This is a genomic window from Burkholderia sp. NFPP32, assembly GCF_900119325.1.
Classification (GTDB): domain Bacteria; phylum Pseudomonadota; class Gammaproteobacteria; order Burkholderiales; family Burkholderiaceae; genus Burkholderia; species Burkholderia pyrrocinia_C.
This window is the reverse complement of the sequence record NZ_FPJP01000012.1, coordinates 127,798-150,957: the sequence shown is the minus strand read 5'-3', so window position 1 is coordinate 150,957 and position 23,160 is coordinate 127,798. Positions and strand designations below refer to the sequence as shown.

Genomic DNA, 23,160 nt, shown 5'->3' with positions numbered 1-23,160 from the left:
CGCGGAACTTGCAAAATATTGTCAAATCGCGCCTGGGGCCTGAACCGCGCGGCGACAGGCCGGTCGAACGACGTTCGATGCCGCGTGCGACGCGGCCGTTCGCAGCACCCACCCCATCACAGGATTGTCGCCATGTCCCACGCTGTTGCCGTCGCGCTGTTTCTTCATCTGCTGGCCGTTGCCGTGTGGGTGGGCGGGATGGTCTTCGCGAACTTCTGCCTGCGTCCGGCATTGTCCGACCTGTCGCCGCAGCTCCGGTTGCCTCTGATCGAAGGCGTGTTCGGCCGCTTCTTCAACTGGGTGGCGGGTTCCGTGATCGTGATCCTGCTGTCCGGCGGCTTCCTGCTCGTGGAATTCGGCGGCGCGCGCGCGACGTGGTCGCTGCACGCGATGGCCGGGCTCGGCGTCGTGATGATGCTGATCTTCGGGCACATCCGCTTCGCGCTGTTTCCGCGCATCCGCCGCGCGGTGCAGGCGCAGAACTGGCCGGACGGCGCGCGCGCGGTGAACGCGGTGCGCCTGCTCGTCGTCGTCAATCTCGTGCTCGGTGTCGTCACGGTCGGTGCGGCCGTGCTGTCGCGCGGCTTCTGATCTTCAGGCGCATGCCGGCGCCAACCGCGGGCGCGCCGGCATGCGCCGCTACGCGGCCAGCATCGCGTCGAGCAGCCAGGCGCCGGCCGGGCCGAGCGGGCGGTTGCGCGACCATACCGCATCCACCCGCACACGGCGCGGCCAGCCGCGTGCGCGCAGTTCGCACAGGCGATCGCGCGCGAAGTGGTCGACCATCCAGCGCGGCAGCTCGGCCCAGCCGAACCCCAGCACCGCCATCTCCAGCAGCATCAGGTAGCTCGGCGCCAGCCAGTGCTGCGTGCCGACGACGATTCGGTCGTCGGCGCTGCGGCCTTCCGTTTTCACATAGGTGTTGAGGCGCAGTTCGCGCACGTCGCGCAGCGCCGCGTGCGGCACTTCCGTATCGCCGTATTCCGCAAGCGCATGCGTGCGCCCGACGAACAGCCCGATCTCCGATTCCTCCGCCACCGTCGCCGCGCCGATATCGGCCGGGTAGGCAGCGCGCGCGGCCATCAGCCCGAGCTGCGCGCGACCCTGCTGGATCAGGTCGAGCACGTCTTCGTGCTCGGCGATCTGGCATTCGAGCTCGAGCGCCGGAAAGCGCCGTTCGAGTGCCATCAACGTTTCCTCGTAGCGCTTCGACTGGTACGTATCGGACACGACGAGCGTCAGCCGTGCTTCCTCGCCGCGTGCGAGCCGCGCGGCCGTGCGGTCGATCGCCGCGCCGGCCTCGAGTGTGCGCTGCACCTGCGGCAGCAGCGCGCGCCCGGCGTCGGTCAGCGTCGGTGCGCGCGTCGAGCGGTCGAACAACTGCACGCCGAGATCGATCTCGAGGTTCGCGATCGCCTCCGACACGGTCGACTGGCGCTTGCCGAGCTTGCGCGCGGCGGCCGTGAACGAGCCGAGCAGCGCGGCTTCGGCGAATGCGAGCAGGGCTTCGGGGGCGTGGCGCATGTGGCGCTCCAGACTTTGTCGTATCGGTAAAACCGATGATATCAAACTGGATTCATGCGGTTGCGCCGATCAAAATGACCGACATGAATGACGTAACGAATCGGAGGGAACCATGAAACAGATGAACAAAACGGTGACGGAACGGCTGCTGCATGCGCTGACGTTCGAGCTGGTCGCGATCGCGCTGTGCGCGCCGATCGGCGCGTGGCTGCTCGACATGCCGGTATCGCACGTCGGCGTGCTGACGGTGATGGTGTCGCTGATCGCGATGGCGTGGAACATGACCTTCAATACGCTGTTCGACCGCTTCGAACGGCGCGCGGGGCTGTCGCGCACGCTCGGCATGCGGATCGCGCACGCGGTCGTCTTCGAGCTCGGCCTCGTCGCGATGGTGGTGCCGGTTGCCGCGTGGTGGCTGAACGTGAGCCTCGTCGAGGCGCTGCTGCTCGACCTCGGCATCGTGCTGTTCTTCCTGCCGTACACGTTCTGCTTCAACCTCGCGTACGACGCGCTGCGCGCCCGCTGGATGGCACGCCGGGTCGCGGTGCAGGCGGGGTGAAGCCGCCTGGTGCCGGTGAGTGCCGGTCGAGTCCGGTAGAGTGACGGCCGCCCGTCAGCGCGCGGCCCACAGCCACACGCCGCAGACAACCGCGACCGCGCCGTAGACGGCATAGACGGGCACCCTGAGGCGCGTGAAGCACAGCGTCGCGAACGCGCCCGTCAGCCAGTAAATCGGGTCGGCCGGCTCACGATGCAGAATCTTCACGACGGCGACGACGAGAAAGCCCGTCGTCGCCGCGCGCAGCAGGCGCATCCCGTGCTCGAAGCGCGAATGGCGCTTGAGCCGGGACAGGTGGTTCTGAGCAAACACGACGAGACAACCCGACGGAATGAACAGCGCGGCCGTGGCGAGCAGCGCGCCGACCCAGCCGTCGGTCAGGTAGCCGAGAAACGGCACGACGTTCAGCAGCGGCCCCGGCGCCACGGGGGACAGCGCGAACGCCAGTGTGAAGTCGTGATCGGAGATGCCCGTGGCCGGCGAGACGAACAGCGTCTTGAGCACCGGCAGCGCGGAGAAGCCGCCGCCGAACAGCGTCATGCCGGCGCCCGCGAGGCGCGGCCACAGCAGTTGCTCCTGGTAATCGCCTGGCAGCGGCACGGCGAACAACGCGACGAGCACGCCGAGCAGCACGAGCAGGTTGCGGTCGCGTCTCGACAGCGTGAAATCGACCGCGTCGCGTTGCGTCGGCCCGGTCAGCCAGCCCGCTGCAAACGCAGCGAAAAGAATCCCGACGAAAGCGGCCGGACTATGCGCGAACGCGAGCAGAATCGTCGACAGCGCGGCGATCGCCTGTTCGAGCCGCGTGCGCGCGAGCATGCGCAACTGCTTGACCCACGTGATGCCGATCAGCGCGGCGAGCACCATCCCGAAGTGATTGATCAGCATCGGCGCGGCAAGCGAGCGCACGAGCGGCGTGCGATAGAAGATCGCGAACAGCGTCATCAGGATGGAAAACGGCAGCACGCTCGCGATGCCGGCGACCCATGCGCCGGCGCGACCGTGCAGCGTCTGGCCGACCTGCACCGCAACATTGCAGCCGACGGGACCCGGCACGAGCCACGCGAGCGCGACGAGATCGCCGAATACGTGCGGTTCGATGCGCTGCAGCCGTTCCACGTAATGGCGTTCGAGTTGCGCCATCATCGAAAGCCCGCCCCACGAGATCGCCGAAATGCCGGCGACGACCTTGAACAAGGTCCATAGGGATGCCGGTGCCTCTTCGACACGAGCGGTCACTTCGACTTCGACGGTTGTCATGATTGTGGTGTTGGCGCAGGGCCGGATCTCGCGCATGTGGGCGTGCCGGCGGCCCGCCGATACGTTGGCCCTCCCAATTGTCCGCCGCGCATCGTGACATCGCCATGCGCGAAAACGCTAGTTAATGAACCAGGCAATCGGATCGGAAAACGAAATAATTGCGGCAGTGCGCAACGCACGCCGCGGCCGGGCCATGGTGCGCTCAGGCGCCCGTGCTGCCGGTCGCGCGGTGCGCGATGACGTTCGGATGGTCGCCGCGCACGCCGAAGCGCGCGATCAGCGCGGGAATCGCGTCGGCCGGCACCGGGCGAGAGAACAGGAAGCCCTGCGCCTCGATCTCGCCGAGCGCGGACAGCCACGTGATCTGCTCCTCGGTTTCCGTGCCTTCGACGACGACGGTCAGGCCGAGCGAGCGCGCGAGATGCACGATCGACGACACCATCACGCACACGCTGCGATCGGTCGGGATCGCCTGCACGAACGAGCGATCGACCTTCAGCGTGTCGACGGAGAAGCGGTGCAGGTACGACAGCGACGAATAGCCGGTGCCGAAATCGTCGAGTGCGATCCGGATGCCGAGCTTCTTCAGCGCGACGATCTTCTCGGACACGAGTTCCGGATATTCCATCATCGCGGTTTCGGTGATCTCGAGTTCGAGCCGGTTCGCGTCGATGCCGGTTTCCTGCAGCGTGCTCGAGATCGTCTCGATCAGGTCGCCGCGCCAGAACTGCACGGGCGAGATGTTGACCGCGAGCGTCAGCGTGTCGTGGCCCTCGTCGCGCCAGCGCGCGATCTGCTCGCACGCGGTGCGGATCACGAAGTCGCCGATCGGCACGATCAGGCCCGTCGATTCGGCGATCGAAATGAATTCGTTCGCGGAAATGATCCCGTGCTCGGGGTGGTCCCAGCGCGCGAGCGCCTCGAAGCCGGTAATGGTGCGGTGCGTGAGGTCGATTTTCGGCTGGTATGCGAGGAACAGCTGCCCCTCGGCGAGCGCGACGCGCAATTGCTGTTCCCAGCGCATCAGGTGGTCGGCACGGTGCGACAGGTGCGGCGCATAGAACTGGTAGCAGTTCTTGCCTGCGTCCTTCGCGCTGTACATCGCGAGGTCGGCCTTCTTCAGCAGGTCGATCTCGCTTTCGTTAGCGACGGAGTGCAGCGCGATGCCGATGCTCGCATGCAGCACGAACGAACTGCCGCGCACGTCGAACGGCTCGGCGAACATCCGGATGATCGCTTCGGCGAGGTGCACCGCGCGCCGCTCGACGTCGTCGCCCTTCATCACGACGACGAACTCGTCGCCGCCGATGCGCGCGAGCGAGCCTTCGTCGCCGACCGCATCGGACAGGCGCGACGCGGTCATCTGCAGCACAATGTCGCCGGCGTTGTGGCCGAGCGTGTCGTTGACGGTCTTGAAGTTGTCGAGATCGATGAACAGCAGGCCGAGCCGCGACAGGCTCGTCGGCATCGACACGTCGTTGCGCAGCCCGCGCAGCGTCGCATAGCGGTTCGCGAGGCCGGTGAGCAGGTCGAATTCCGCCAGCTGCGTCATCTCGCGCTCGCGGCCGAGCAGCTTGCCGATCAGGCCCGTCGCGACGCCGAAGAACGCGAGCATCGCGAGCGTGATGAAGCTCGTCATCAGCAGGTAGACGTTGCGCGTGTGGTAGTAATCCGCGAATTCCTCGGTCTGCGACAGCCCGACCATCACCGCGAGCGGGTAGCCGTCGAGGTGGCGGTACGACACGATGCGTGTCACGCCGTCGATCGGGTCGATGATCGTGCCCGTCACGCGCTCGGCGATCGGGTAGACGCCCGATGCCGAAAACGCGCCCGGCGCGTTGCTGAGCGAGCCCGTGCGCCGCGCGAGCACGCCGCCCGTGTCGGACACGACCGCGATCACGCCTTCCTTGCCGATCGCCGCGTTGTTGTAGAAGTCGTTCGTGAAATAGCTCGGGTCTTCCGACACGACGACGATGCCCGCGAAGCTGCCGTCCGGGTTGTTCAGGCGCCGCGTCATCTGCAGCGTCCAGTGGCTCGACACGCGGCCGAGCACGGGCTTGCTGATATAGAGGCGGTCGTCGTTGTGCGCGAGGTGGACCTTGAAGTGCTCGCGATCGGACAGGTTGATCGGCTGCGGATGGATTTCGGCGGTGTTCGCGAACAGGATGCCCCTGGCGTTGACGAGCGACACCTGGATCAGCGTGTCGCTCGGCACGACGCCTTTCTCGACGGTGCTCGCGAGATTGAAGCGCGCGGGCGACTTCTCGAACTCGAACTTGACGAAGCGGGTGATCTGGTCGACCTGGTGGATCGCCTTGACCGTATGCTGCTCGAGCGCGGAGGACAGGATCGCCGCGGACGCCGCGGCTTCCTTGTACGCGCTGTCCTTCTCGACCGACAGACGCGCGACGATCACGGCCCACAGCAGCGCAAGCGCCAGCATCCCGAGCAGCGGGATCGCGAATAGCGCACGCCGGCGCGATTTGCGCGGCGCGCGCAGCGGCCGGGTAGGCGGCGTAGGGTTGGACCGGGCGGAGCTCATCGAAGAGGGTGGCGTCCTGCTCGCGTGCGCCATCCGTCGGGATGGCCGGCTATGGTTCGGGTCGCCCCGGCGTCTGTTCGTTCGCGGGATGCGCAACCATCGACAGACCTCCGAAACAACGGATTAGGCCCGATATTACTGGCTGGAGGGTTTTTGCGATAGTTGGGCGAATCGGAGGGGCGCCGGACGGGCCGGCGCCATCGCACATCGCGAAATGTCAGTCAGGTGACCGGAACGTGCCGTCGACGACCGTGACGGTGTGGCCGCCGATCCATGTCGTGCCGTCCTCGTCGTAGCTGACGAAGATGCGGCCGTCGCGGCCGATCGCCGTGCCCTGGCGGGCCGTATACGATCTGCCGGGGCGGCGTTCCTGCCGCGTCAGCAGCCCGGCCAGCGCGGCGTTGGCGCTGCCCGTGACGGGGTCCTCGCCGACGCCGAAGCCGCCGCCCGTCATCAGGCAGCGGATTTCGAACGTGGCGGGGCCGCCGTCGGCGTGCGGCGCATAGACCGCGAGGCCGTGCGTGCCGTAGCGGTGCGTGATCGCTTCCAGCGCGGCCGGATCGGGCGACAGGCCGATGCATGCGTCGGCCGACGTCAGCCGCACGACCAGCCACGGCGCGCCGTTGTCGACCGCGCACGGCTGCGCATCCAGGTCGAGCGCGTCGCTGCGCAACGCGGCAGCCAGCGCCGCGTAGTCCGAACGGTCGAGCGGCGTGACGCGTGCCGGCGGCGCGGCGAACGCCCAGCCGTCGGCCTGCTCGCGCAGCGCGACCCGGCCGACCCCGCACTGCTGGATCAGCCGGCCCGGCGTGCGCGGCCGCGCGCCGCTTTCCAGGAACGCATGCGCGGTGCCGAGCGTCGGGTGGCCGGCGAACGGCAGTTCGCCGCCCGGCGTGAAGATTCGCACGCGGTAGTCGGCTTCCGGATCGGTCGGGGTGCAGACGAACGTCGTCTCCGACAGGTTGGTCCAGCGGGCGATCGCGAGCATGTCGTCGTCGCCGAGCGAATCGGCGTCGAACACCACGGCGAGCGGGTTGCCCTTGAACGGTACCGACGTGAACACGTCGACCTGCTTGAAGCGGACGAGATGACCGGGCATCGCGCTGCGCCCGTTACGCGACTTCGGCGATCAGCTCGATCTCGACGCACGCGCCGAGCGGGATCTGTGCGACGCCGAAGGCCGAGCGAGCGTGCTTGCCCGCATCGCCGAACACTTCGGCGATCAGCTCCGACGCGCCGTTCGTCACGATGTGCTGTTCGGTGAAGTCGAGCGTCGAGTTGACGAGGCTCATCAGCTTGACGATGCGCGTGACCTTGTTCAGGTCGCCGGTGTGCGCGTGCAGCGTGGCGAGCAGGTCGATCGCGATCGAGCGCGCGGCCGCCTTGCCGTCTTCCGTCTGCAGATCCGCGCCAAGCTTGCCGGCCCAGACCTTGCCGTCCTTCTTCGCGATGTGGCCCGACAGGTAGACCGTATTGCCGCTTTGCGCGCTCATCACGTAGGCGGCAGCCGGTGCGCCGGCGGTCGGGAGCTCGATGCCGAGCGACTTCAGTTTGTCGTAGACGTTAGCCATGCGTTCGATTCCTCGTAGAGAGTCGTGACAGGAAAAGGGTGGGATCAGAGGCGCTCGCGCAGCAGCTTGCCGAGGCGAGCTACGCCTTCCTCGATCTTCTCGGGCGGCACCGTGACGAACGACAGGCGCAGCGTGTTCTGCTGCGCATCGTTCGCGAAGAACGGTGCGCCCGGCACGAAGGCGACGTGGTTGTCGACGGCCGTGGCGAGCAGCTTCATGCTGTCGATCTGCGCGGGCAGGTTCACCCAGATGAACATCCCGCCTTCCGGGCGGTTCCACGTGACGCCTTCCGGCATATGGCGTGCCAGCGCGCCGAGCATCGCGTCGCATTGCGCGCTGTACAGTTCGCGGATCGTCGGGATGTGCTCGTCGAGGAAGCCGTCCTTGATCACTTCGTGCGCGATACGCTGCGTCAGCGTCGGCGTGTGCAGGTCGGTGGCCTGCTTGGCCTGTACGAGCTTGAAGTGGAGTTCCTCGGGGGCAATGATGTAGCCGATCCGCAGGCCCGGTGCGAGCACCTTCGAGAACGTGCCGAGGTGCACGACGTGGTCGGGCGCCATCGACAACATCGTCGGCAGCGGCTCGCCGCGGTAGTTCAGGGCGCCGTACGGATCGTCTTCCAGCACCGGGAACGGGCTCGTCTGCGCGAACGCGGCGAGCGCGCGGCGGCGCTCGACGGGCAGGCGGCGGCCGGTCGGGTTCTGGAAGTTCGGCTGCGCGTACAGGAGGCGCGCGCCTTGCGTGAGTTCGGGCGTGAGGCCTTCCGGCAGCAGGCCCTGCTCGTCGGTCGGCACCTGCACGTAGCGCGGCTCGTACAGCGAGAACGACTGCAGCGCGCCGAGGTAGGTCGGCGTTTCGACGAGGATCGGGCTGCCCGGATCGATAAGCGCCTTGCCGAGCAGGTCGAGCGCCTGCTGCGAGCCGGTCGTGATCAGCACCTGCGACACGCGTACGCTGTAGCGCTCGGCGATCCACTCGCGCAGCGGCAGGTAGCCTTCGGTCGCGCTGTACTGGAGCGCGGCGGCCGGCGCGTCGCGCAGCACGCGGTCGGCGGCGGCGCGCATGCGCTCGGCCGGGAACGTCGCGGGGGCGGGCAGGCCGCCGGCGAACGAGATGACCTCGGGGCGTTCCGTGACCTTCAGGATTTCGCGGATCGCAGAGCTCGTCAGCTTGCGGGCGCGTTCGGAAAGCTGCCAGTGCGGCGGATGCAGGTCGCTCGGATTCATAGTCTCCTCGTTCGGATATCGTGGTCAGTCAAGAAAGGTCGTCCGGGCGGATCGCTTCGACGCTTCCGGGTAGGCATGCGCGAGCGCGGTCGAGCCTTCGCGGCTGGGTGGGCAAAACCGATCAGGCAAAACAGCCATTATGGCGCACCTGTTCAGCCGGCGCGAGCCGGTTGCGCGGTGGTGGCGACCGCCGAGCGGCGCCCGAGCACCACGGTGGCGATCACGGCGGCCGCGAACAGCCACGTCGACGGCGTGACCGTTTCGCCGAACAGCAGCGCGGAAAATGCAATCGTGAAGAAAATCTGCAGCAGCTGCACCTGGCCGACGCGCGCGATGCCGCCCATCGCGAGCCCCGCGTACCACGCGAAGAAGCCGATGAACTGCGAAAAGAGGGTCACGTACCCGAACGCGAGCCACGTGCGCAGCGCGAGCGGGCCCGGATGCGCGGCATGCTGCAGCCACGCGAGCCAGCCGACCGGCAGCACGAGGAACGGCGCGGACACGACGAGCGCCCAGCAGATCACCTGCCAGCCGCCGATCTGGCGCGCGAGGCGCGCGCCTTCCGCATAGCCGAGCGCGCCGATGCCGACCGCGACGAGCATCAGCGCGTCGCCGGCCTGCACGGTGCCGCCGCCGTCGCGCAGCGCGAATGCGATCACGAGCGCGCTGCCGGCCACCGCGCTGGCCCAGAACGCCTTCGACGGCCGCTCGTGCGACAGCCATGCCGCATACAACGCGACGAACAGCGGCTGCAGCCCGTTGACGACCGCGCCGTGCGAGGCCGGCACGGATTTCATCGCCCACGCGGAGAACACCGGATACGCGATGATCACGCCGGCCGACGTGATCGCGAGGCTTTTCAGCTGCGCGCGCGTCGGCAGCGGCTCGTGGCGCCACCACAGCAGCAGGCCGGCCGGCACGGCGGCGGCGAGTGCGCGGCCAAGCCCGTTGAGCAACGGATTGAGTTCGGACACGACGATGCGCGTCATCGGCAACGTCAGGCTGAAGATCATCACGCCGATCAGGCCGAGCAGCATGCCCCGGGTTTCGCGCGAATTCATGTCGAAGGTGTCTCCGAATTGCAGGGTGGTTGTAATGGACGGGCTTTCAGCGCAGCGTGCGTGATCCCAGCGGCGTATCGAATTCGGCGACCAGCGCGGGCGGGCCGTCGCCGGTTTCCAGGTCGAGCAGGTGGGCGGCGCCGAGCCAGTCGAGCTGCTCGCGGATGACCTCCGCGCGCGGGTGGGCACCCTTGAGCGACTTCAGCGCGACGTCGTCGTTCGGCAGCGATTCGGCCGGGTGGTGCGGGCTGTCCCACTGGATCAGCGACGGCACGAGGCCGTCGCCCGCACCCTGCCATGCGGGGAACGCGCCGACGTCGGGCACCGTGAGGCCCCAGCTCAGGTCGCCGCGTCGCATCGCGACGACGGGCGGGATGCGGGCCGGGTACTGGCTCTGCCACAGCGCGAGCCGGCGCGGGCGGTCGACGCGCGCAACCCAGTGCGCGAGAAACGGGCCCTGCGCGAGCCGGGCGTGCATCGCCGGATCGTCGAGCCCGAACAGCCGCGCGCGCGGCGGCCCTGCACCGTCGTCCGGGGCGGGGGCATCGGGGTCGATCGCGATCACTTCGAGGTAGAGCCCGCCCCATGCGCCGAACAGCGCATTGTGGGTCCGCATCAGCGGGTGGCGGCCGCCGCCGGCCGGTTCGATGCCGAGCGCGTCGGCGACATGGCGCACGCCTTCGTCGAGCGTGCGCGCGGCGATCACGAGATGGTCGAGTGTCAGGGAACGGGCTGGCATGAACGTCGGTCGGGGAGCGAAAGTGTCATGGTAGGCGGGCGTTGCGCCGGGCGGTTGCCGGACCGGCCGGCGCACGGGCCGCGGATCAGGCCGGCCGGCGCGGCTCCAGGTGCGGCGGGGCCGGAACGGCGGCCGCACGGTCGCCATTGCGGTCAACTGTAATCGTCGGCACCGGCACAGTAACGGTACAATCGGCGCGATAGCCTTCGGTACAGTTGGAGTTGCCGCCTCATGTCCACCGTCCCCCTCGCCCAGATTCCCGTGCCGCACGATACGGCCACGCTCACGCTCGTCGACCAGCTGGTCCAGTGGGCCCGGCGGCGCATCGACGAGCGCGTGTTCCGTCCCGGCATGCGGATGCCGTCGATCCGCAAGCTCGCGCTCGACAAGAGCGTGTCGCGCTTTACCGTCGTCGAGGCGTACGAGCGCCTCGTCGCGCAGGGTTACCTCGACTCGCGGCGCGGCTCCGGCTTCTACGTGCGCGAGCGCACGGCCGGCCCGCAGCCGGTCGACAACGTGGCGCGCGTATCCGAAGCCGCGCCCGTGCACAACACGATCGACGTCGTCTGGCTGCTGCGCAACATGCTGCACACCGTCAGCCCGGAAAAGGGGCCCGGTCTCGGCTACCTGCCGGGCCGCTGGCTCGACGGCGAGCTGATCACCGGCGCGCTGCGCGCGCTCGGGCGCCAGTCCGGCGCGCAGATGCTCGGCTTCGGCACCGCGCAGGGTTTCCTGCCGCTGCGCCAGCAACTGCAGACGCGCCTCGCCGAAGTCGAGATCGGCGCGACGCCTGACCAGCTGGTGCTGGTATCGGGGATCACGCAGGCAATCGACCTGATCTCGCGGATCTATGTGCGGCCGGGCGACGCGGTGATCGTCGGCGATCCCGCGTGGTTCCAGATGTTCGGCCGCTTCGCGTCGCAGGGCGCACAGCTCGTCGGGATGCCGTACACGCCGGACGGCCCCGATCTCGACGCGCTCGAGACGCTCGTGCAGATGTGGCGACCGAAGATGCTCGTGATCAACTCGGTGCTGCAGAACCCGACCGGCACGTCGCTGTCGGCCGCGCAGGCATTCCGGATCCTGAAGCTCGCGGAGGCGTACGACTTCCTCGTCGTCGAGGACGACGTGTACGGCGACCTGTGCCCGCCGAGCTATCCGGCCACGCGGCTCGCGAGCCTCGACCAGCTGAAGCGCGTGATCTACCTCGGCAGCTATTCGAAGACGCTCGCGGCGAACCTGCGGGTCGGCTACGTCGCGTGCGCGCCGGAGATCGCGAAGGCGGTCACCGACCAGAAGATGCTGGTCGGGATGACGACGCCCGAACTCAACGAGCGCGTGCTTTACAAGATCCTGACCGAGGGGCATTACCGGCGCCATGTCGAACGGCTGCGCGCGCGGCTCGACGGCGTGCGCGACAAGACCGCGCGGATGCTCGAGCGCACCGGGCTGGGGCTCTTCGCGATGCCGGCGGCCGGGATGTTCCTGTGGGCCGACACGGGGGTCGATTCGGACGCGCTCGCGGCCGCCGCGCACGAAGAGGGGTTCCTGCTGACGCCCGGCAGCCTGTTTTCGCCGCAGCAGTCGCCGTCGACGTGGACACGCTTCAACGTCGCGAACTGCGGCGATCCGGCGTTGCCGGGGTTTCTCGCGCGCTATATCGATTCGGCGGTGCGGCGCGCGTCGTGACGCGGCGCGGCACGCGGGCCCTTGAAATCGGGCGCACCGGCCCCAGATAGGCGCGCGAACCGCCGGCGCCGGGCGGTCGCCCGTGCGCGGGCCTCGCGGCATCGCGCGCCGGCCGCCTGCGCCACACCATTCAAGTTCAAGTAAGAGGAAACAATATCCATGGCACATGAAACGATGAGCTTTCAGGCAGAGGTCAAGCAACTCCTCCACCTGATGATCCATTCGCTCTACAGCAACAAGGAAATCTTCCTGCGCGAACTGGTGTCGAACGCGTCCGACGCGGCCGACAAGCTGCGTTTCGAGGGGCTCGCGGACAACGCGCTGTACGAGAACGATCCGAACCTGCGCATCCGCATCGGCTACGACAAGGCCGCGCGCACGATCACGATCGACGACAACGGCATCGGCATGAGCCGCGACGAGGCGATCGCGAACCTCGGCACGATCGCGCGTTCGGGCACCAAGGAATTCTTCACGAAACTGTCCGGCGACCAGCAGAAGGACGCGGCGCTGATCGGCCAGTTCGGCGTCGGCTTCTACTCGGGCTTCATCGTCGCGGACAGGATCACCGTCGAGACGCGCCGCGCGGGCCTGCCGGCGAACGAAGCCGTGCGCTGGGAAAGCGCGGGCGAGGGTGATTTCACGATCGACGCGATCGAGCGCGCGCAGCGCGGCACGACGATCACGCTGCATCTGCGCGAAGGCGAGGACGAGCTGCTGTCGTCGCACCGCCTGAAGTCGATCATCCAGAAGTACTCCGACCACATCGCGCTGCCGATCCTGATGCAGAAGGAAGAATGGGATCAGGAAAAGGGCGAGATGGTCCTGAAGGACGAGGACGAGACCGTCAACCAGGCGAGCGCGCTGTGGACGCGTTCGAAGAGCGACATCACCGACGAGCAGTACACGCAGTTCTACCAGCACGTCGCGCACGACCACCAGGATCCGCTCACGTGGACGCACAACCGCGTCGAGGGCCGCAGCGAATACACGCAACTGCTGTTCGTGCCGTCGCACGCGCCGTTCGACCTGTGGAACCGCGACTATCGCGGCGGCCTGAAGCTGTACGTGAAGCGCGTGTTCATCATGGACGACGCCGAGCAACTGCTGCCGCAATACCTGCGCTTCGTGAAGGGCGTCGTCGATTCGGCCGACCTGCCGCTGAACGTGTCGCGCGAGATCCTGCAGGAAAGCCGCGACGTGAAGGCGATCCGCGAAGGCGTGACGAAGCGCGCGCTGTCGATGCTCGAAGAGCTCGCGAACGCGGAAGAGGATGCCGGCAAGGAAAAGTACAAGACGTTCTGGGGCGCGTTCGGCCAGGTGCTGAAGGAAGGCCTCGGCGAGGATCACGCGAACCGCGAGCGCATCGCGAAGCTGCTGCGCTTCGCGTCGACGCACGGCGACACCGATGCGCAGGACGTGTCGCTCGCCGACTACGTGTCGCGCATGAAGCCCGAGCAGAGCAAGATCTACTACGTGACGGCCGATACGTGGCAGGCCGCGAAGAACAGCCCGCATCTCGAAGTGTTCCGCAAGAAGGGCGTCGAGGTGCTGCTGCTGACCGACCGCGTCGACGAATGGATGCTGTCGTTCCTCAACGAGTTCGACGGCAAGCCGCTCGCGAGCGTCGCGCGCGGCGACCTCGATCTCGGCGAACTGAACGACGAAGAGAAGAAGGCGCAGGAACAAGCGGGCGAGGCGATCAAGCCCGTCGTCGAGAAGATGAAGGAAGCGCTCGGCGACAGGGTGAAGGAAGTACGCGTCACGTTCCGCCTGACCGATTCGCCGTCGTGCCTCGTCGCGGACGACAACGACATGAGCGGCTACCTGCAGCGGATGCTGAAGGCGGCCGGCCAGAACGCGCCGGCGATGCAGCCGATCCTCGAGATCAACCCCGAGCATGCGCTCGTGAAACAGCTGAACGCCGACAGCGCCGATTTCGGCGACTGGTGCCATCTGCTGTTCGACCAGGCGCTGCTGGCAGAAGGCGGCATGCTCGACGATCCGGCGAGCTTCGTGAAGCGGACCAACGCGCTGCTGCTGTCGCGCGCCGCGTGAACGCGCGCATGCGATTCGACGGCGGTCAGGCCGGCTGGCGCGAGACGCCGCGGCCTGGCTGCACGCTCGACCAGCGCGACTGGCTGACGCGCGGCGGATCGCTGACCGCGCATCTCGCGCGGCTCGGCCGCGTGAACGTGCGCGTGACGCGCGAGGCCGTCGACTGTCCGTGGTTCGACGAGCCCGACGCGCTCGCCAGTTCGCCGCGCGCACCGATGTGGGTGCGCGAGGTGCTCCTGTCGGTCGACGGTACGCCGTACGTCGCCGCGCACAGCATCGCGCCGCTCGCCGCAAGCAAGGGCGTATGGCAGGCGATGCGGCGGCTGCGCACGCGGCCGCTGGCGGAGCTGCTGTACAGCGATCCGCAGGTCGAGCGCTCGGCGCTCGTCAGCCGGCGCGTGATCGCCGGCCATCCGCTGTATGCGCTTGCCAGTCATGCGCTTGGCGCAGGCGCGCGAGCGCCGCACGCGTTCGTGGCGCGGCGCTCGGTGTTCCAGCGTCACGGCAAACCGTTGATGGTCACCGAGTGCATGCTGCCGGCGCTGTGGCGTCATCTCGACGCGCATGGCGACGGGCCGCGCTCGGGCGGCCAGGGCGGAGGCGCGTGATGCTGCAGGGCTTCGGGCCGGTGGTCGGGCCGAATACGCATACGATGATCCTCGGCAGCTTTCCGGGCGAGGCATCGCTCGATGCCGCGCAGTATTACGCGCATCCGCGCAATCAGTTCTGGCGGCTTTTGGGGGCGGTTCTGCGTGAGCCGGAACTGCACGCGCTCGCTTACGATGCGCGGCTCGAACGCGTGCTAAAGCACGGCATCGGCATCTGGGACGTGCTCGCCGCGTGCCATCGCGAAGGCAGTCTCGATTCGGCGATTCGGAATGCGAAGCCGAACGACTTCGACTCATTGCGTGAGCATGCGCCGTTGCTGAAGAAGGTCTGCTTCAACGGCAAGACGGCAGGGCGGTTTGCTGAAGTGATCGGCGCCGCCGGTTACGAAACGCTCGTTCTGCCGTCTTCGAGCCCGGCAAATGCTTCGCTTTCGTTCGAGCAAAAGCTGCTGCGTTGGCGCGAAGTCGAAAATTAGCCAGACCTCAACCGGTTCGAACGACTTCGATGCGCTGCGCGAGCATGCGCCATCGCTGAAGCGTGAAGCTAGAAGCGCTCGACGCGTACCTCGACCGAGTCCTTGGGCACGGTCAGCCGCGTGCGGTCGAGCAGGGCATCCGCGGGTGCGGTGCCGTCCGGGTTCAACGGCCTCACTTTGTTGAACACCACGGAAAAACGCTCCGGCGTGACGGTGGCCGACGCATAACCCTGCGCGTCGTGGTCGGCGTAGCGCAGGTCGGGGTTGTTCGTCATCAGGAAGGTGTCGAGTTTGGCCGGGGTGGCGGCCAGCGACGCAAGCGGCGTGCCGCCCCATGCGGCTTTCACGTAGGAATAGAAGGACGCGCTGCTGATGCCTGCGCAGACGAAATCGACTGCCACGGGCGTACCTTTTGCAGGATCGGGGTCGTCCCGCACGACGCCGCACTGAAACGCATGCAGGTCCCCGCTGATCGCGACGACGTTGCGGATCCCCTGTTCGTTCAAGTATGAGAGCAGTTCGTGTTTGTGCGCCGGATAACCGTCCCATGCGTCGCAATCGACCACGAGGCGTGCTGCCGGTGTCTTCGGCGCGCCTGGCATCACGGCCCACAGACGGTTCAACATCACCTCGTTGCCCCACACCTTCCAGGTCGCGGGCGAACCCTTTAGCGTGGCCTTCCACCATTGCGTCTGCTCCGGGCCGAGCATCGACGGCGCGCGTCCAAGCTGCGCGGTATCCCGCGCCTCGAAGCGCTGCAGCACATTCTGGTTGACGAAGTAGCGCGAGCCGGCTGCGTCATCGCCATTGACCGGGTCGTGCCCGTGTGTGCGCGCGACAGCCGCCTCGCTTACGACATGGTCGTCGCGATACAGCCGCTCGTCCGTCATCACGAGATGCATCAGCATGCCGAAGCGAAATTCGCGATAGATACGAATGTTGGTGTACGACGGATTGTCCGGTTCGAAGCGCACGTCGCTCCAGTCCACCGGCATGTACTCCGCCCATGCGCGACTGGCGTTGCGGCGACGCTGCGTCTCCTGCCTTTCCTCGTTGGTGTAGACCTGACGATCCTGCCAGCAGTCGTCGGAAAATTCGTGGTCGTCCCATATCGCGATCATCGGCAGGCGCCGGTGCAGCGTCTGCAAGCGCGGGTCGGTACGATAGGTGCGGTAGAGCGTCCGATAGTCTTCGAGCGTATCGGCATACAGGCGGCCATCGGCGAGAGGTTTTCCGTCAGGCAGGCGCAGCGGAGGATGCGCCGCCTCGACCGCGCCGGGTCTCGAGGCCCCAACCGTTTCATAGATGTAATCGCCCACATGCACGACGAAATCGAGATCGCTTTCGGCTGCCAGCAGGCTCATGGCTTGCCAGTGATTGATGCTCCAGTCCTGGCAGGTGAGCCATGCGAAGCGAACGCGGTCGTTGGCCTCATGGGCATCCGGAGCCGTGCGCGCGACGCCGCTGGCACTCGCGTCGTCGCCGGCGACGAACCGGTAGTGATACGTGATATTCGGTGAGAGCTGCGTGACCTTCGCGCGCACGGTGAAATCATAGGTGGCGCGTGCCCTCAACGGTACGCTGGCGACGAGAGTCGAGAAATCCGGCCGCGTCGATACTTCGAGCCGTAACGGTATCGTGTGCGCGACGCCTTTTGCGCGGTGCCGCGCGTCCTCGAAGACTGGCACGCATCGCGTCCAGAACACGATGGAGCGATCGCGCGGATCGCCGCTGGCGACGCCCTGCGGGAACCGATACCGGCCTTTGCGCACTGTGCCGGCAGACGGGACCGACCGCGGAACGCCAAGCGTACCGGTGGCTGCCGCAATCGTGAAAAAGGTCGACGACTTGAGGAAATGGCGGCGATCCATCGATCCTCCCGATCGGCATACTATGGATGCCGGGAGAGGCGCGTCGCGATGCAGCAGTACGCGATCGTGCCTCGCGAACCTTCAGTGCCGTTCGACTTCTCCGCGCCGAACGGCCGGTTGCGAAATCGAAAGGAGCGGCAACGGACAAACCGAACCCGAAGCTGCCGCGCCACGACTCGACTCCACGGGTCAGGGCTTCGCATCGCCTTGCTTGGCGCCCATGGCCGCGGCAATGCGACTTTGTGCCGCGACGAGTTGGTCATCGGTGGTCGCCACCAGCCACAGACGTGCGTGCTCCTCGATCCGACGGTTGTGGTCCTTCAACGGACCCATCGCGGCAGCGGCCTTCCAGACCACCGGGCCGACTCGGCTGCTCCTGCCCGACGGCGCGCCTACCAGCAGGCAGTAAGGTCCCAGCGGAAGCGATACGAACGGAAGTGCCGGACTGGCGATCACGCGCCAGTCGATGAAGGGTGTATCGCTGATCAGCAGCGGCGTGGGCAAGCCGTAGAGCACACTGAAATCGTACAGCGCCAGCTGCTCTCTCATGCCGACGTAAATTCGCCGGATGTCGTCGACAACCGCCGCGCGGATCTCGTCCTCGAACATGGGTTCCTGCGCGTAGCGGGCAAATGCCTTTCGAGCCTCCCATTGATACGCGCTGAACATGCCGATCTCCACGCAGTCCTGCACTGCGCGCTGAACCTCCGCTACGGAACCGGCTTCCTCTGGCGTGCCCAACTGCGCAGCCCGCAAAAAGCGGGCGAGTCCCGACTCGTGGATCGCAGGACCATCCGCAGATGCATCGTCGTCGGCGTTCTTACCCAGGGGCACGTAGATATATTTCTCGGCAGCGAAATGCGATTTCTTGCCTTCGTCGAACTTGATTTCGCCATCGACGCAGTCCAGATAGCGAGTCCCGATTCGACCGTGCTCCCAAACCCAGTTTTTCAGGAACGGGCGTAGTGGATGTTGTCTGTCGTGATCGGCCATTGAAACCTCCAGGTTTTCCAGTATGAGCCATTCCAGCAACTCTTCTTGTCGTTCGAGGCCATGTGGTCCCTCGTCGTGGCAGCGAGCCGTTGCGGCTCGACGTGGACGGGTGGAAAGGTGGCGGTCTTCATCAGGCAACTTCCTCTAACGCCGATGCGATGCATTATCGTTCACGCCGAGCGCGGTTGCACGTCGGTCGGTCGACGGAGCGCAAGGGGCGATCTGTCTCGGCGGCCCCCACCCGCACCAATGCTATCCTCTCGTCCGCTCATCCAGCGTCACCCAACGAGATTCAATCATGACCCGACTGATCAAGCGTGCGTCCGCCGAGGCGCGTGCGTTCAAGCAAGGCAAGCCGTCCTCCTACAACGGCTCCGAAAAACTCCAGCCGCCGCGCGTGAAGCGCCGCCCGGAAATCGACGAACACGACGACGTGCCCGTGCTCGAAGCGCCGCGCAAGCCGCGCTTCGCGCCCGTCACGTTCTCCGAAGAGGGCGGCGTGCGCTTCCTGCACTTCGGCACCGAATGGGTGCAGGGTGCGATGCGGATTTCGAAGCCGCTGCATATCGAACTCGAATACGCACAGCAGATGATGGCGTGGCTGCTGTTCCTCGAAACGCCCGAGCGGATCGTCCAGCTCGGGCTCGGCACCGGCGCGCTGACCAAGTTCTCGCACCGCTTCCTGCCGCACGCGAAGGTCGAGGCCGTCGAGCTGAACCCGGCCGTGATCGTCGCCGCGCGCACGATGTTCGCGATGCCGCCTGACGACGCGCGCCTCGCCGTGCACGAAGCCGACGCCTGGGATTTCGTCAACGATCCGGCCAATCGCGGCACGACGGGCGCGATCCAGATCGACCTGTACGACGCGACCGCGCGCGGCCCCGTGCTCGACAGCGTCGCGTTCTACCGCGCGGTGCGCGGCTGCCTCGCCGACGCGGGCATCGCGACGATCAACCTGTTCGGCGATCATCCGAGCTTCGTGCGCAACATGAAGCACCTGAACGCGGCGTTCGATCATCGCGTGATCGCGCTGCCCGAAGTGCACGACGGCAACCGGATCGCGATCGCGTTCTCGGGCCCCGCGCTCGACGTGCCGTTCGCGCAGCTCGACGCACGCGCGAAGCTGATCGAGGACACGCTGAAGCTGCCCGCGCGCAAGTGGGTGAAAGCTTTGAAAGAAACGACCGGCGCACGCGACGTGTCGTTCGCGATCTGACGCTTCATGCGCCGGCGGCATGCCGGTGCAACCGCGCGACAAGGGGCGGATCACCTCGGGTTCGCCCCTGCTTGACCGCGTGCTCGCGGCTCCTATACTGGCGCGAAGCCAGCGGAGCCGCAGCCTACCCGTTTTGCCGCTCCTCTCGCCGCCGTACCCGCTCAACAAGATCGATAACCGGGAAAGATGAGGAGACGTCATGGCTCACGATGCCGACGCCAACCGAGCCGCCAAGCGCTGGCTCTGGCTGCTGGTACTGCCGCTGATCGCGATGGTCTGGGTGCCGTCGTACAACAAGGTCGATCCGCAATGGCTCGGCTTTCCGTTTTTCTACTGGTACCAGTTGCTGTGGGTCTTCATTAGCGCGGCGATCACCGCGTTCGTGTACTTCAAGACCAAGAACGCGTGGAAGGCGAGCGGCCCGCAGGGAGGTGCGCGATGAATCTCGGCGCAACCTTCGTCTTCGTCCTGCTGTTCATCGGCGTCACGATCATCGGTTTCCTGGCCGCGAACTGGCGGCGCGGCGATCTTGCCCATCTCGACGAATGGGGCCTCGGCGGACGCCGCTTCGGCACGATCGTCACATGGTTCCTGCTCGGCGGCGACCTCTACACGGCATATACGTTCGTCGCGGTGCCCGCGCTCGTGTTCGGCGCCGGCGCGATGGGCTTCTTCGCGCTGCCTTATACGATCCTGATCTATCCGTTCGCGTTCGTCGTGTTTCCGAAGCTGTGGAGCATCGCGAAGCGGCATGGCTACGTGACGGCCGCCGACTTCGTCAATGCGCGCTACGGCAGCCGGATGCTCGCACTCGCGATCGCGGTGACGGGCATCCTCGCGACGATGCCGTACATCGCGCTGCAGCTCGTCGGCATCGAAGTGGTGATCGGCGCGCTCGGTTTCGACACGACCGGCTTCGTCGGCGACCTGCCGCTGATCATCGCGTTCGCGATCCTCGCCGCGTACACGTACACGTCGGGGCTGCGCGCGCCCGCGATGATCGCGATCGTGAAGGACGTCCTGATCTACATCACGATTGCCGCGGCGGTCATCGTGATTCCCGCGAAGCTCGGCGGCTTCGGGCAGATCTTCGCTCACGTGCCGCCCGCGAAGCTGCTGCTGAAGGCGCCGGACGCGGCGAGCCTGAACGGCTACAGCGCGTACGTGACGCTCGCGATCGGCTCGGCGCTCGCGCTGTTCCTGTATCCGCACTCGGTCACGGCCATCCTGTCGTCGTCGTCGGGCAACTCGATCCGCCGCAACATGGCGATGCTGCCCGCTTACTCGTTCGTGCTCGGCCTGCTCGCGCTGCTCGGCTACATGGCGCTTGCGGCGGGCGTGAAGGACATGCCGCAGTACGCGCCGTACTTCAAGGCGTTCGGCCCGAACTTCGCGGTGCCCGCGCTGTTCCTCGAGTATTTCCCGTCGTGGTTCGTCGGCGTCGCGTTCGCGGCGATCGGCATCGGCGCGCTGGTGCCGGCGGCGATCATGTCGATCGCGGCCGCGAACCTGTACACGCGCAACATCCACCGCGAGTTCATCAACCGCAACATGACGCACGACCAGGAGACGCACGTCGCGAAGCTCACTTCGCTGATCGTGAAGGTCGGCGCGGTCGCGTTCATCCTCGGGCTGCCGCTGACCTACGCGATCCAGTTGCAACTGCTCGGCGGGATCTGGATCATCCAGACGCTGCCCGCGATCGTGCTCGGCCTGTACACGCGCCTGCTCGACCATCGCGGCCTGCTGATCGGCTGGGCGGCCGGCATCGTGTGCGGCACGTGGATGGCGGTGTCGCTGAAGCTCGCGAGCTCGATCTTCACGATCCACCTGTTCGGCCTCGCGATTCCCGGCTACGCGGCCGTGTGGTCGCTGATCGTGAACCTCGTGGTGTCGATCGTGGTGAGCGTGCTGGTGCGCGTGATGGGCATGGCGCATGCGGAGGATCGCACGCGGCCGGAGGATTATCTCGACGTCGTCGAAGGCTGACGCGGGCGGCGCGACGGCCGCCGCCGCGGCTCGCGCGACGCAACAACGAACACGCCCGCCACCGTGAGGTGGCGGGCGTGTTTTTTACGTCAGCCCTGTGCGCGCTTCGCGAGTTCCTCGCGTTGCGACAGATCCTCGACGTTGACCATCCAGTGCACGCCGAAACGGTCCTTCGCCATCCCGAAGCCGAGCGCCCAGAACGTCTTGCCGAACGGCATCGTCACTTCGCCGCCGTCGGCGAGCGCATCGAACAGCTTCTTGCCTTCCTCGACCGTCGCCGGGTTCAGCGACAGCGAATAGCCGGCGTGCGTGCCGGCCGGCTGGCTGCAGTCGCCGTCCGAGCACATGATCATCGAGTCGCCGATCGTGAAGCTCGCATGCATCACCTTGTCGGCCATCTCGGGCGTGATCGCGTGTTCGGGATTCGGCGGCGCATCCTTGAAGTGCATCTTGAACATCGTCTTCGCGCCGAGCGCCTTTTCGTAGAATCGAAGGGCTTCGTCGGCGCGACCGTAGAACGTCAGGTACGGTTGAACTTGCATCGTTGTCTCCTGTAGTGGGTCGGGCCCGCGCGTCGGCGCGGGTTCGGCGTCGTGCAAGATTGACTGGGAAGGGGCACGTCGAGAGGCGGCCGGCGCACCCGTGACGTGGATTGTAGTGCGCGTGCTTGACGATGGAATGAAAAATAAAACGGCCGCGAACATCACGTTCGCGGCCGTTTGCGGCGCGCTTGCTGACGGCTGTTGTCAGTGCTGCTGACAGCCGCTGACGCGCGGCACGCTTCAGCGCAGCGCGTCGATCAGCTTCTCGAGCTTCACCGCATCGGCGGCGAACACGCGGATGCCTTCGGCGAGTTTTTCGGTTGCCATCGCTTCGTCGTTCAACTGGAAGCGGAACGACGCCTCGTCGATCGCCACGCGTTCGGCCGGCTTGTCCTGCAGTGCTTCCGGCGACAGCTTGCGCGAAACCGTCTCGTTGCTGTCCTGCAGCTTCTGCAGCAAATCGGGACTGATCGTCAGCAGGTCGCAGCCGGCGAGTTCGGTGATCTGGCTGGTCGTGCGGAAGCTCGCACCCATCACTTCGGTGTTGTAGCCGAACGTCTTGTAGTACGTGTAGATGCGGCGCACCGACTGCACGCCAGGGTCGTTCGCACCGCCGTCCTTCGCTTCATCCCATTCCGCGCCGGCCTGCTTCTTGTACCAGTCGTAGATGCGGCCGACGAACGGCGAGATCAGTTGCGCGCCGGCTTCCGCGCACGCGGCGGCCTGCACGAGCGAGAAAAGCAGGGTCATGTTGCACTTGATCCCTTCCTTCTGCAGCACCTCGGCCGCGCGGATGCCTTCCCACGTCGACGCGAGCTTGATCAGGATGCGTTCGCGGCCGATGCCGGCTGCTTCGTACAGCTTGATCAGTTCGTGCGCCTTGTCGATCGAGCGCTTCGCGTCGAACGACAGGCGCGCGTCGACCTCGGTCGACACGCGGCCCGGGATCAGCTTCAGGATCTCGGTGCCGAACGCGATCAGCAGGCGGTCGATGATGAAGTCGGTGCTTTCGTTGCGATGATCGCGGACGGTTTTCTCGAGGATCGGCTTGTACGCATCCTTCTGGACGGCCTTCAGGATCAGCGACGGGTTCGTGGTCGCGTCCTGCGGCTTGTATTGCGCAAGCTGCTGGAAGTCGCCCGTGTCGGCGACGACGGTCGTGTACTGCTTCAGCTGGTCGAGTGCGGTAGTCATGGCGATTCGGAAGAAGGGCGCGGGGCGCCGGGTTCTCACGGG

The 23,160-nt window shown here is 66.7% G+C and carries 21 protein-coding genes; 9 read left to right on the top strand and 12 right to left on the bottom strand.

What is annotated here, in order from left to right; all coding sequences use genetic code 11:
- The first annotated feature begins 132 nt into the window (after positions 1-132).
- On the top strand, positions 133-591 hold the full coding sequence (locus BT264_RS22375; RefSeq protein ID WP_072440839.1) for a CopD family protein: 459 nt from the start codon (positions 133-135) through the stop codon (positions 589-591).
- Between the two features lie 48 nt (positions 592-639).
- Here BT264_RS22375 and BT264_RS22370 read toward each other — a convergent pair whose 3' ends face one another.
- Positions 640-1,524, bottom strand: a complete 885-nt coding sequence (locus tag BT264_RS22370) for a LysR family transcriptional regulator (protein WP_072440837.1) — start codon at positions 1,522-1,524, stop codon at positions 640-642.
- A 112-nt stretch (positions 1,525-1,636) separates the two neighbouring features.
- Here BT264_RS22370 and BT264_RS22365 point away from each other — a divergent pair, with 112 nt between their 5' ends.
- Positions 1,637-2,083 carry a multidrug/biocide efflux PACE transporter gene (locus tag BT264_RS22365; RefSeq protein ID WP_072440835.1) on the top strand — a complete coding sequence of 149 codons (447 nt, stop codon included), beginning with the start codon at positions 1,637-1,639 and terminating at the stop codon, positions 2,081-2,083.
- 54 nt (positions 2,084-2,137) lie between these two features.
- Here BT264_RS22365 and BT264_RS22360 read toward each other — a convergent pair whose 3' ends face one another.
- The 7 genes from BT264_RS22360 to BT264_RS22330 all read right to left on the bottom strand — a co-directional run bounded on the left by BT264_RS22360 (position 2,138) and on the right by BT264_RS22330 (position 10,482).
- A complete protein-coding gene (locus BT264_RS22360) occupies positions 2,138-3,343 on the bottom strand; it encodes a chromate transporter (protein ID WP_072440948.1) in 1,206 nt (401 codons plus the stop codon).
- A gap of 202 nt (positions 3,344-3,545) precedes the next feature.
- Positions 3,546-5,885, bottom strand: a complete 2,340-nt coding sequence (locus BT264_RS22355; protein ID WP_072440833.1) for a bifunctional diguanylate cyclase/phosphodiesterase — start codon at positions 5,883-5,885, stop codon at positions 3,546-3,548.
- Positions 5,886-6,102: 217 nt separating this feature from the next.
- On the bottom strand, positions 6,103-6,984 hold the full coding sequence (locus tag BT264_RS22350) for a PhzF family phenazine biosynthesis protein (RefSeq protein ID WP_072440831.1): 882 nt from the start codon (positions 6,982-6,984) through the stop codon (positions 6,103-6,105).
- 13 nt (positions 6,985-6,997) lie between these two features.
- The gene (locus BT264_RS22345) at positions 6,998-7,456 is read right to left on the bottom strand and encodes a RidA family protein (RefSeq protein ID WP_034208050.1); all 459 of its coding nucleotides are present in this window, start codon (positions 7,454-7,456) and stop codon (positions 6,998-7,000) included.
- A gap of 44 nt (positions 7,457-7,500) precedes the next feature.
- Positions 7,501-8,682, bottom strand: a complete 1,182-nt coding sequence (locus BT264_RS22340; RefSeq protein ID WP_072440830.1) for an aminotransferase-like domain-containing protein — start codon at positions 8,680-8,682, stop codon at positions 7,501-7,503.
- Positions 8,683-8,834: 152 nt separating this feature from the next.
- Positions 8,835-9,743: a DMT family transporter gene (locus BT264_RS22335; RefSeq protein WP_072440828.1), complete on the bottom strand. Its 909-nt coding sequence runs from the start codon at positions 9,741-9,743 to the stop codon at positions 8,835-8,837.
- A 46-nt stretch (positions 9,744-9,789) separates the two neighbouring features.
- On the bottom strand, positions 9,790-10,482 hold the full coding sequence (locus BT264_RS22330; RefSeq protein ID WP_072440826.1) for a VOC family protein: 693 nt from the start codon (positions 10,480-10,482) through the stop codon (positions 9,790-9,792).
- Between the two features lie 231 nt (positions 10,483-10,713).
- Between BT264_RS22330 and BT264_RS22325 the strand changes: the two genes are divergently transcribed.
- The 4 genes from BT264_RS22325 (at position 10,714) to BT264_RS22310 (ending at position 15,313) form a co-directional block, all read left to right on the top strand.
- On the top strand, positions 10,714-12,171 hold the full coding sequence (locus BT264_RS22325; RefSeq protein ID WP_072440824.1) for an aminotransferase-like domain-containing protein: 1,458 nt from the start codon (positions 10,714-10,716) through the stop codon (positions 12,169-12,171).
- Positions 12,172-12,330: 159 nt separating this feature from the next.
- Positions 12,331-14,229, top strand: coding sequence for a molecular chaperone HtpG (gene htpG / locus BT264_RS22320; protein ID WP_072440822.1), 1,899 nt, complete (start codon positions 12,331-12,333; stop codon positions 14,227-14,229).
- An 8-nt stretch (positions 14,230-14,237) separates the two neighbouring features.
- Complete coding sequence (locus BT264_RS22315) at positions 14,238-14,837, top strand: chorismate--pyruvate lyase family protein (RefSeq protein WP_072440946.1); 600 nt, start codon at positions 14,238-14,240, stop codon at positions 14,835-14,837.
- On the top strand, positions 14,837-15,313 hold the full coding sequence (locus BT264_RS22310; protein WP_072440820.1) for a DNA-deoxyinosine glycosylase: 477 nt from the start codon (positions 14,837-14,839) through the stop codon (positions 15,311-15,313). The genes BT264_RS22315 and BT264_RS22310 overlap by 1 nt, the downstream gene beginning before the upstream one ends.
- A 68-nt stretch (positions 15,314-15,381) precedes the next feature.
- Here BT264_RS22310 and BT264_RS22305 read toward each other — a convergent pair whose 3' ends face one another.
- A complete protein-coding gene (locus BT264_RS22305) occupies positions 15,382-17,184 on the bottom strand; it encodes an alkaline phosphatase D family protein (RefSeq protein WP_072440818.1) in 1,803 nt (600 codons plus the stop codon).
- 189 nt (positions 17,185-17,373) lie between these two features.
- The gene (locus BT264_RS22300; RefSeq protein WP_072440944.1) at positions 17,374-18,177 is read right to left on the bottom strand and encodes a hypothetical protein; all 804 of its coding nucleotides are present in this window, start codon (positions 18,175-18,177) and stop codon (positions 17,374-17,376) included.
- Positions 18,178-18,475: 298 nt separating this feature from the next.
- Here BT264_RS22300 and BT264_RS22295 point away from each other — a divergent pair, with 298 nt between their 5' ends.
- The 3 genes from BT264_RS22295 (at position 18,476) to mctP (ending at position 21,382) form a co-directional block, all read left to right on the top strand.
- Complete coding sequence (locus BT264_RS22295) at positions 18,476-19,393, top strand: class I SAM-dependent methyltransferase (protein WP_072440816.1); 918 nt, start codon at positions 18,476-18,478, stop codon at positions 19,391-19,393.
- A 199-nt stretch (positions 19,394-19,592) separates the two neighbouring features.
- A complete protein-coding gene (locus BT264_RS22290; protein ID WP_072440815.1) occupies positions 19,593-19,835 on the top strand; it encodes a DUF3311 domain-containing protein in 243 nt (80 codons plus the stop codon).
- Positions 19,832-21,382 carry a monocarboxylate uptake permease MctP gene (gene mctP, locus BT264_RS22285; RefSeq protein WP_072440813.1) on the top strand — a complete coding sequence of 517 codons (1,551 nt, stop codon included), beginning with the start codon at positions 19,832-19,834 and terminating at the stop codon, positions 21,380-21,382. The genes BT264_RS22290 and mctP overlap by 4 nt, the downstream gene beginning before the upstream one ends.
- 89 nt (positions 21,383-21,471) lie before the next feature.
- Here the strand turns inward: mctP and BT264_RS22280 are convergent, their stop codons facing one another.
- Complete coding sequence (locus BT264_RS22280; RefSeq protein WP_072440943.1) at positions 21,472-21,924, bottom strand: VOC family protein; 453 nt, start codon at positions 21,922-21,924, stop codon at positions 21,472-21,474.
- Between the two features lie 240 nt (positions 21,925-22,164).
- Positions 22,165-23,118, bottom strand: coding sequence for a transaldolase (gene tal / locus BT264_RS22275; RefSeq protein WP_072440811.1), 954 nt, complete (start codon positions 23,116-23,118; stop codon positions 22,165-22,167).
- Positions 23,119-23,160: the final 42 nt, after the last annotated feature.

Coding starts and splice junctions, on each gene's coding strand:
- BT264_RS22335 (WP_072440828.1), bottom strand. CDS start 9,743: ATGAATTCGCGCGAAACCCGGGGCATGCTGCTCGGCCTGATCGGCGTG.
- BT264_RS22295 (WP_072440816.1), top strand. CDS start 18,476: ATGACCCGACTGATCAAGCGTGCGTCCGCCGAGGCGCGTGCGTTCAAG.
- BT264_RS22370 (WP_072440837.1), bottom strand. CDS start 1,524: ATGCGCCACGCCCCCGAAGCCCTGCTCGCATTCGCCGAAGCCGCGCTG.
- htpG (WP_072440822.1), top strand. CDS start 12,331: ATGGCACATGAAACGATGAGCTTTCAGGCAGAGGTCAAGCAACTCCTC.
- tal (WP_072440811.1), bottom strand. CDS start 23,118: ATGACTACCGCACTCGACCAGCTGAAGCAGTACACGACCGTCGTCGCC.
- BT264_RS22355 (WP_072440833.1), bottom strand. CDS start 5,885: ATGAGCTCCGCCCGGTCCAACCCTACGCCGCCTACCCGGCCGCTGCGC.
- BT264_RS22325 (WP_072440824.1), top strand. CDS start 10,714: ATGTCCACCGTCCCCCTCGCCCAGATTCCCGTGCCGCACGATACGGCC.
- mctP (WP_072440813.1), top strand. CDS start 19,832: ATGAATCTCGGCGCAACCTTCGTCTTCGTCCTGCTGTTCATCGGCGTC.
- BT264_RS22310 (WP_072440820.1), top strand. CDS start 14,837: ATGCTGCAGGGCTTCGGGCCGGTGGTCGGGCCGAATACGCATACGATG.
- BT264_RS22350 (WP_072440831.1), bottom strand. CDS start 6,984: ATGCCCGGTCATCTCGTCCGCTTCAAGCAGGTCGACGTGTTCACGTCG.
- BT264_RS22305 (WP_072440818.1), bottom strand. CDS start 17,184: ATGGATCGCCGCCATTTCCTCAAGTCGTCGACCTTTTTCACGATTGCG.
- BT264_RS22300 (WP_072440944.1), bottom strand. CDS start 18,177: ATGGCCGATCACGACAGACAACATCCACTACGCCCGTTCCTGAAAAAC.
- BT264_RS22340 (WP_072440830.1), bottom strand. CDS start 8,682: ATGAATCCGAGCGACCTGCATCCGCCGCACTGGCAGCTTTCCGAACGC.
- BT264_RS22330 (WP_072440826.1), bottom strand. CDS start 10,482: ATGCCAGCCCGTTCCCTGACACTCGACCATCTCGTGATCGCCGCGCGC.
- BT264_RS22290 (WP_072440815.1), top strand. CDS start 19,593: ATGGCTCACGATGCCGACGCCAACCGAGCCGCCAAGCGCTGGCTCTGG.
- BT264_RS22345 (WP_034208050.1), bottom strand. CDS start 7,456: ATGGCTAACGTCTACGACAAACTGAAGTCGCTCGGCATCGAGCTCCCG.
- BT264_RS22375 (WP_072440839.1), top strand. CDS start 133: ATGTCCCACGCTGTTGCCGTCGCGCTGTTTCTTCATCTGCTGGCCGTT.
- BT264_RS22365 (WP_072440835.1), top strand. CDS start 1,637: ATGAAACAGATGAACAAAACGGTGACGGAACGGCTGCTGCATGCGCTG.
- BT264_RS22360 (WP_072440948.1), bottom strand. CDS start 3,343: ATGACAACCGTCGAAGTCGAAGTGACCGCTCGTGTCGAAGAGGCACCG.
- BT264_RS22315 (WP_072440946.1), top strand. CDS start 14,238: ATGCGATTCGACGGCGGTCAGGCCGGCTGGCGCGAGACGCCGCGGCCT.
- BT264_RS22280 (WP_072440943.1), bottom strand. CDS start 21,924: ATGCAAGTTCAACCGTACCTGACGTTCTACGGTCGCGCCGACGAAGCC.